The organism is Chamaesiphon sp. OTE_20_metabat_361, from assembly GCF_031364565.1.
The window spans coordinates 1-5,485 of the sequence record NZ_JANLWO010000255.1; the positions used below are offsets into that span (position 1 = coordinate 1).

Here is a 5,485-nt window from a genome sequence, read left to right on the forward strand (position 1 = left end):
CTCTACCGTGCCGAAATGAGCGGTACGGGTAGCGCGAGTCTTACTCCCGAACAGCAAAGACGGTTGGCATCGAGCGTTAACGAACTCAACACCCGACTATCAGCAGGTAAATCTGAAATCGGGCAAGTTCAAAAGCAACTGAGTGAAAACCGCGTCCGCCGTCAGGGATTAGTCAACCAACAAGCCGGAATTGGCTCGAATATTACCAGCATCAACAGCGAAATCGCCAGCGGGCGCGATAGTTTAGCCACTGCTCTAAGTCAGATCGATCGACAATTATCCCAAAATCAAGCCAAAATTAGTGCCAGTCAAAAAACATTAGCCATCAACCAACAGATCCTCACCGACTTGCGTCCCGCTGGAGCTGCTGGAGCCATCGCCAGAACTCAGATCGATCGCCAAGAACAAGAAGTAGTCACCCGTGCGAGCGAACTAGAGCAACAGCTCCAAGAACAAAGCCGCCTCCAACTCGAACAGACGCGACTGATTTCGACTAGTAAAGCCGACAACCAACGCCAACAGCAACGCATTCAAGAACAACAGCAGACGCTCAAACAACGCCAGTCCGAGATCGCCCAACTGGACGAAGAACATGCCAGACTCCAGCTTAGTGCCAGTCAAAGCACCTCAAAATTAGATAATAACAAAGCCGTCAACCGCAAAGACTTGTATTCCCGACTGGCTGAAAACGACAAACGCATTGCCGAAATCGACTCTCAACTCAATAAATCGATCGTCGAAAACGAGAAGAAAATTACCGAAATTACCAACCAAATCGCCCAAGCCAAACAAAGTCTCAAATATCAAGAAATCCACGCCCCAGTTGCAGGCGAAGTATTTGAACTCAAAGTTTACCCAGAGGGCGTAGTCAACAGTAACTCCCCAGAGCCTCTCGTCCAGATTATTCCCAGTAAAGACGCGATCGCTAAAGTCTACATTACTAATAAAGATATCGGCTTCGTCAAAATCGGTCAACAGGTAGATGTCCGCATCGATACCTTTAACTTTAGCGAATTTGGCGACGTTAAAGGGACGATCGAATGGATCGGTTCCGATGCCCTCCCCCCAGACCAAATTTATCCTTACGCCCGGTTCCCAGCCAAAATTAGGCTCTCTCAACAGACTTTAACTGTGAAGGGAACGGACATCCAGCTTAAACCAGGGATGTCAGTTAAAGCCAATATCAAACTACGCGATCGGACAGTCATGAGTCTGTTTACTGATATGTTTGCCAAGCAATCTGATGGAGTCAAAAATCTCCGCTAATTCCATCCGACTCAATCTCAATTATTTAGGAAACGATCTATGTCTGCTGTCTTGCAAATCGGGGATACATCTCTAACCGCCGAACAACTCCTACCTTTGATTAGTAAATATCGGTTAGTGCCCCAACTTGCCAAGGAGATGATAATCGAGGCAGCAATTAAGGATTACGAGATTACTGAAACAGAACATCAAGATGCGCGGCAACGGTTTTGCCAACAACAGCAACTGGGTAATGAACAGGATTTAGACGCTTGGCTCCAACAACAGCAGTTGGGACGTGACGATCTAAAAGAGTTAATCGATCGTGAATTGCAACTGCGAAAATTTAAGATCGACAAATGGGAAACCCAAGTAGAGTCACACTTTTGCCAGCGTAAATCCCAGATCGATCGAGTGGTATTTTCGATGATTCGGGTTAAAGAAATCGACGTTGCTGAAGAAATCTACTTCCGATTGGTATCCGAAGAAGCCTCCTTTGTCGAACTCGCACCCCACTACTCTGAGGGCATCGAAGCCAAAACCAAAGGCATTAGCGGCCCCGTCGAACTGGGTAAACTCGACCCCATTCTCGCTAATGCACTCATTACCCTTCAACCATTAGAAGTCCTCCCACCCCTCCAAATCGGTGAATGGTGGGTAGTTCTGCAACTCGAAACCATTATCCCTGCCCAACTCGACGAGGAGATGCGCCAGTACCTCACGGAGGAACTATTCAACCAGTGGATCTACGAAGAAGTCCAAAAATTACTTTCTACGCCACCAGCTTCACAACAGCCAGTACTAGCTTTCGCAGACAAGAACTAAGGAGGCATTAATTGCCCCCTTTACCCTTTACCCTTTACCCTTTCCCCCATCTACCCATCTACCCATGCTCGAACGACCCCAACAAACCCTAACCCCCACCGACATTCAAACCTTCCTCGAACATATCGCCCCATTCGACAGGTTATCACCAGACGACTTACAATATTGGGTTGGTAAAATGAAACCACTCCGGTTTCGGATGGGTCAAAAAATCCTGATTAATAGCCAATTACCAAACCACCTATTAGTTATCTACTCTGGTAAAGTCCGCCTAGTTGGGGTCGAACCCAGTACCAGTAAACCAGTCTCGCTCCAAGTATTAGAACCAGGCACCCTCTTAGGCGGTATCAGTCTCCTTCGCAACATTCCCTGTGAGACTGCCCTCGCCTCCGAAGAAACCGTCTGCTTCGTCCTACCTGCTGGTGACTTCCACGATTTGCTCGATCGACATCCCGATCTTACTGAGGTTTTCGACACTCCCCATCGAGCGGAAGTCTTCGATTTAATTACCCACTACTTCCAGCACCAAAACTTAGCCCTACCCAAAGGTAAAGCGTTAGCTCAATTAACCGAGCGCGTTTGGCAAGATGCCGTCCACGCTCGCTCGTTACCCAACTCTCTTGCCACCGAGCGATTCTGGTTCGATAGTTTAGTCCCAGCCCCAGAGTTTGGTACCCCCATTCATCTAGATTGCCCAGCTCCGATTGTTTTACCAGCCAGGTTAATCGGACTCAGTGCCCACCTTCTCAACGTCACGGATGCCTTCGACGATAAATGGTCGGAAACTTCAGCCGTCTCCGCCATCTTTGTCGATTACGCTCCTGAATTAGATTTCCAAGTCACTAACAGCGAATTTGCCACTCCACCCAGTCAAATTGCGATTACCTATAGCGATGGTAAATTTCCCGCTGTCTTGGGCGAAGGGGTGAGGGAAGGTATCCTTGCTTGTTTCCAGATGGTTAGTTTGTATTTAGGGATTAAATATCGCCGTGAAACCGTCCAACGGATCGTCGATATGCAGCTCGAACGCAATAATCGGGCTACTCTCCAACTGTGTGCGGCGATTGCGGAAGTCTTGGGTTTGATGGGACGAATGATGGATATTCCCGCCAACCAGATCTGTCGGATTAAGAATCCTGCGATAATTGCCTGGGAAGATAGTTTTGCGGTTGTTTATCAAGTTAACGATCGAGAAATCGTGCTGGGCACTCCTCAAGCTGGGGTGGAGAGGATTAAAATCGAGCGATTTATTTCCCTGGTGGGGAGTGGGGGAGTTGGGGAGTTGGGGAGTGGGGGTGTAGATCCGCAACGTTCGATTCAGGTTTTACTTTTACTTGAGACTAAGAATGTCCAACGTCAGAAATTTGACTTGGCTTGGTTTATTCCTTACCTCAAGCCCGAATCTAAAGTTCTGGTGGAAGTCTTAATTGCGTCCTTCTTCGTTCAACTGTTGGGCTTGGCTAATCCGCTGTTAGTCCAGGTGATCATCGATCGAGTCTTGGGACAAAATAGTGCGCCAACGCTAGCAATCTTCGGAATCTTACTGATTGTCGTTGCCTTATTTGAGAATATCCTTACCAGTATTCGGACGATCGCGTTTGCTAATGCTACCAATCGCATCGACTTAAATCTAGCTGCTAAAATCATCGACCATCTGTTCCATTTGCCCTTGAGTTACTTCGACAGGCGAGCCGTTGGGGAACTTTCTACCCGGATTGTGGAGATCGATAAGATCCGCCAATTCTTTACCAGCACCGCCTTAACGACGATTCTAGACGCGGTGTTCTCAGTGATGTATATCGGCGTAATGTTGCTTTACAGTCCCTTCCTGACTGCTGTAGCCCTGTCTACGTTGCCATTATTCGTGATCTTGAGCTTTATCGTCTCGCCGATCGTGCGTCGTCAACTGCGGGTGAAGGCTGAATGTAACGCTCAGAACCAATCTTATCTAGTTGAAGCTCTCAGTGGGATTTATACAGTCAAAGCTCAGAGTATGGAGCGGCGGAGTCGCAATCAGTGGCAGAGTTTCTACGATCGGTATGTAGCAGCGAGTTTTAATAGTATTATTACTTATACTCTCGCGGGTTCGAGTAGTAATTTCTTAAACCAAGTTTCGAGCATTCTGGTACTGTGGGTGGGAGCTTCTTTAGTTCTCGATAGCAAGTTGACGTTGGGACAGTTAATCGCCTTTCGGATTATCGCCGGGTATGTAACTGGGCCATTGTTGCGCCTATTGACGATTTGGCAAAACTTCCAAGAGACTGCTTTGTCGATCGAACGGTTGAGCGATATTGTCGATTCGCCGTTGGAAGTAGAAGAGGAGAATCGGTTCAATATTCCGATGCCAATCATTCAAGGCAAAGTGGTTTATGAAGACCTGACTTTCCAATTTACCAGTCACGGTCGTCCGCAGTTGAATCGGATTAATTTAACCTTTGAAGCGGGTTCGTTTGTGGGGATTGTCGGACAGAGTGGTTCGGGTAAGAGTACGCTGATGAAGATGTTGCCTCGACTTTACGATCCGAGCCAGGGGCGGATTACGATCGATAATTACGATATTGCTAAGGTAGAGTTGTATTCCCTGCGGGAGCAGATTGGGATCGTTTCGCAAGATCCGCTGTTATTTGAAGGGACGGTGCAGGATAATATCGCGATTAATTATCCCGATGCGACGACGGAGGAGATTATTAATGCGGCGAAGATTGCGGTGGCGCATGACTTTATTATGAGTTTGCCCAATGGGTATAACACGCGGGTGGGGGAAAGAGGTTCTAATTTATCTGGGGGACAGAAGCAACGGTTGGCGATTGCGCGGACTATCCTGCAACGTCCGCGTCTGTTGATTTTGGATGAGGCGACGAGTGCTTTGGATTACGATACGGAGCGGCAGGTTTGTAATAATCTGGTGCAGAATTTTCGGGGGATTACGATTTTTTGTATTACGCATAGGTTAAGGACTGTCCAAAATGCGGATCGGATTTTGGTGATGGATAAAGGGATTGTGGCGGAGGTGGGGACTCATGAGGAGTTAACGCAGCAGCGGGGGATTTATTACTGTTTGAGTCACGAGCAATCTGCTACTACTGACAGTAATTAATCTCGATTTACTCCCTTTCCGGCACAAGAGTATAGGGATTCAGCAGCTCAAAAGCTTGTATAGCAACGATTTGTTACTGATAATCTTATCCCAGGAAGGGAGTAGGTAAATTTGCGAGCCGCTCGCTTTCACACATTAGAATGCCTGAAACGAGTGTGTATTCTTGCTACCCCCAGCAAATTTGTGCCGTTTGAAGATCGACAACTTTGGGCGTGAGCGATTGTAATTTATCGAAAATAAAATCTTTTTAAAGAGCTAAAACCATTCATACACATGGTTTTAGCTCTTTTGCATGTTTGGATTGAAGGTAGACCTTAC

At 47.3% G+C, this 5,485-nt stretch carries 3 protein-coding genes; all 3 read left to right on the forward strand.

The annotated features are described in order from the left end of the window. On the forward strand, positions 1-1,266 hold a 1,266-nt coding region (locus tag RMO35_RS07415; protein ID WP_309739781.1), incomplete at its 5' end, for an HlyD family efflux transporter periplasmic adaptor subunit. A 39-nt stretch (positions 1,267-1,305) separates the two neighbouring features. Continuing rightward, positions 1,306-2,070 carry a peptidylprolyl isomerase gene (locus RMO35_RS07420; protein WP_309739783.1) on the forward strand — a complete coding sequence of 255 codons (765 nt, stop codon included), beginning with the start codon at positions 1,306-1,308 and terminating at the stop codon, positions 2,068-2,070. A 64-nt stretch (positions 2,071-2,134) separates the two neighbouring features. Next, the gene (locus RMO35_RS07425) at positions 2,135-5,167 is read left to right on the forward strand and encodes a peptidase domain-containing ABC transporter (RefSeq protein ID WP_309739785.1); all 3,033 of its coding nucleotides are present in this window, start codon (positions 2,135-2,137) and stop codon (positions 5,165-5,167) included. Positions 5,168-5,485 lie beyond the last annotated feature (318 nt).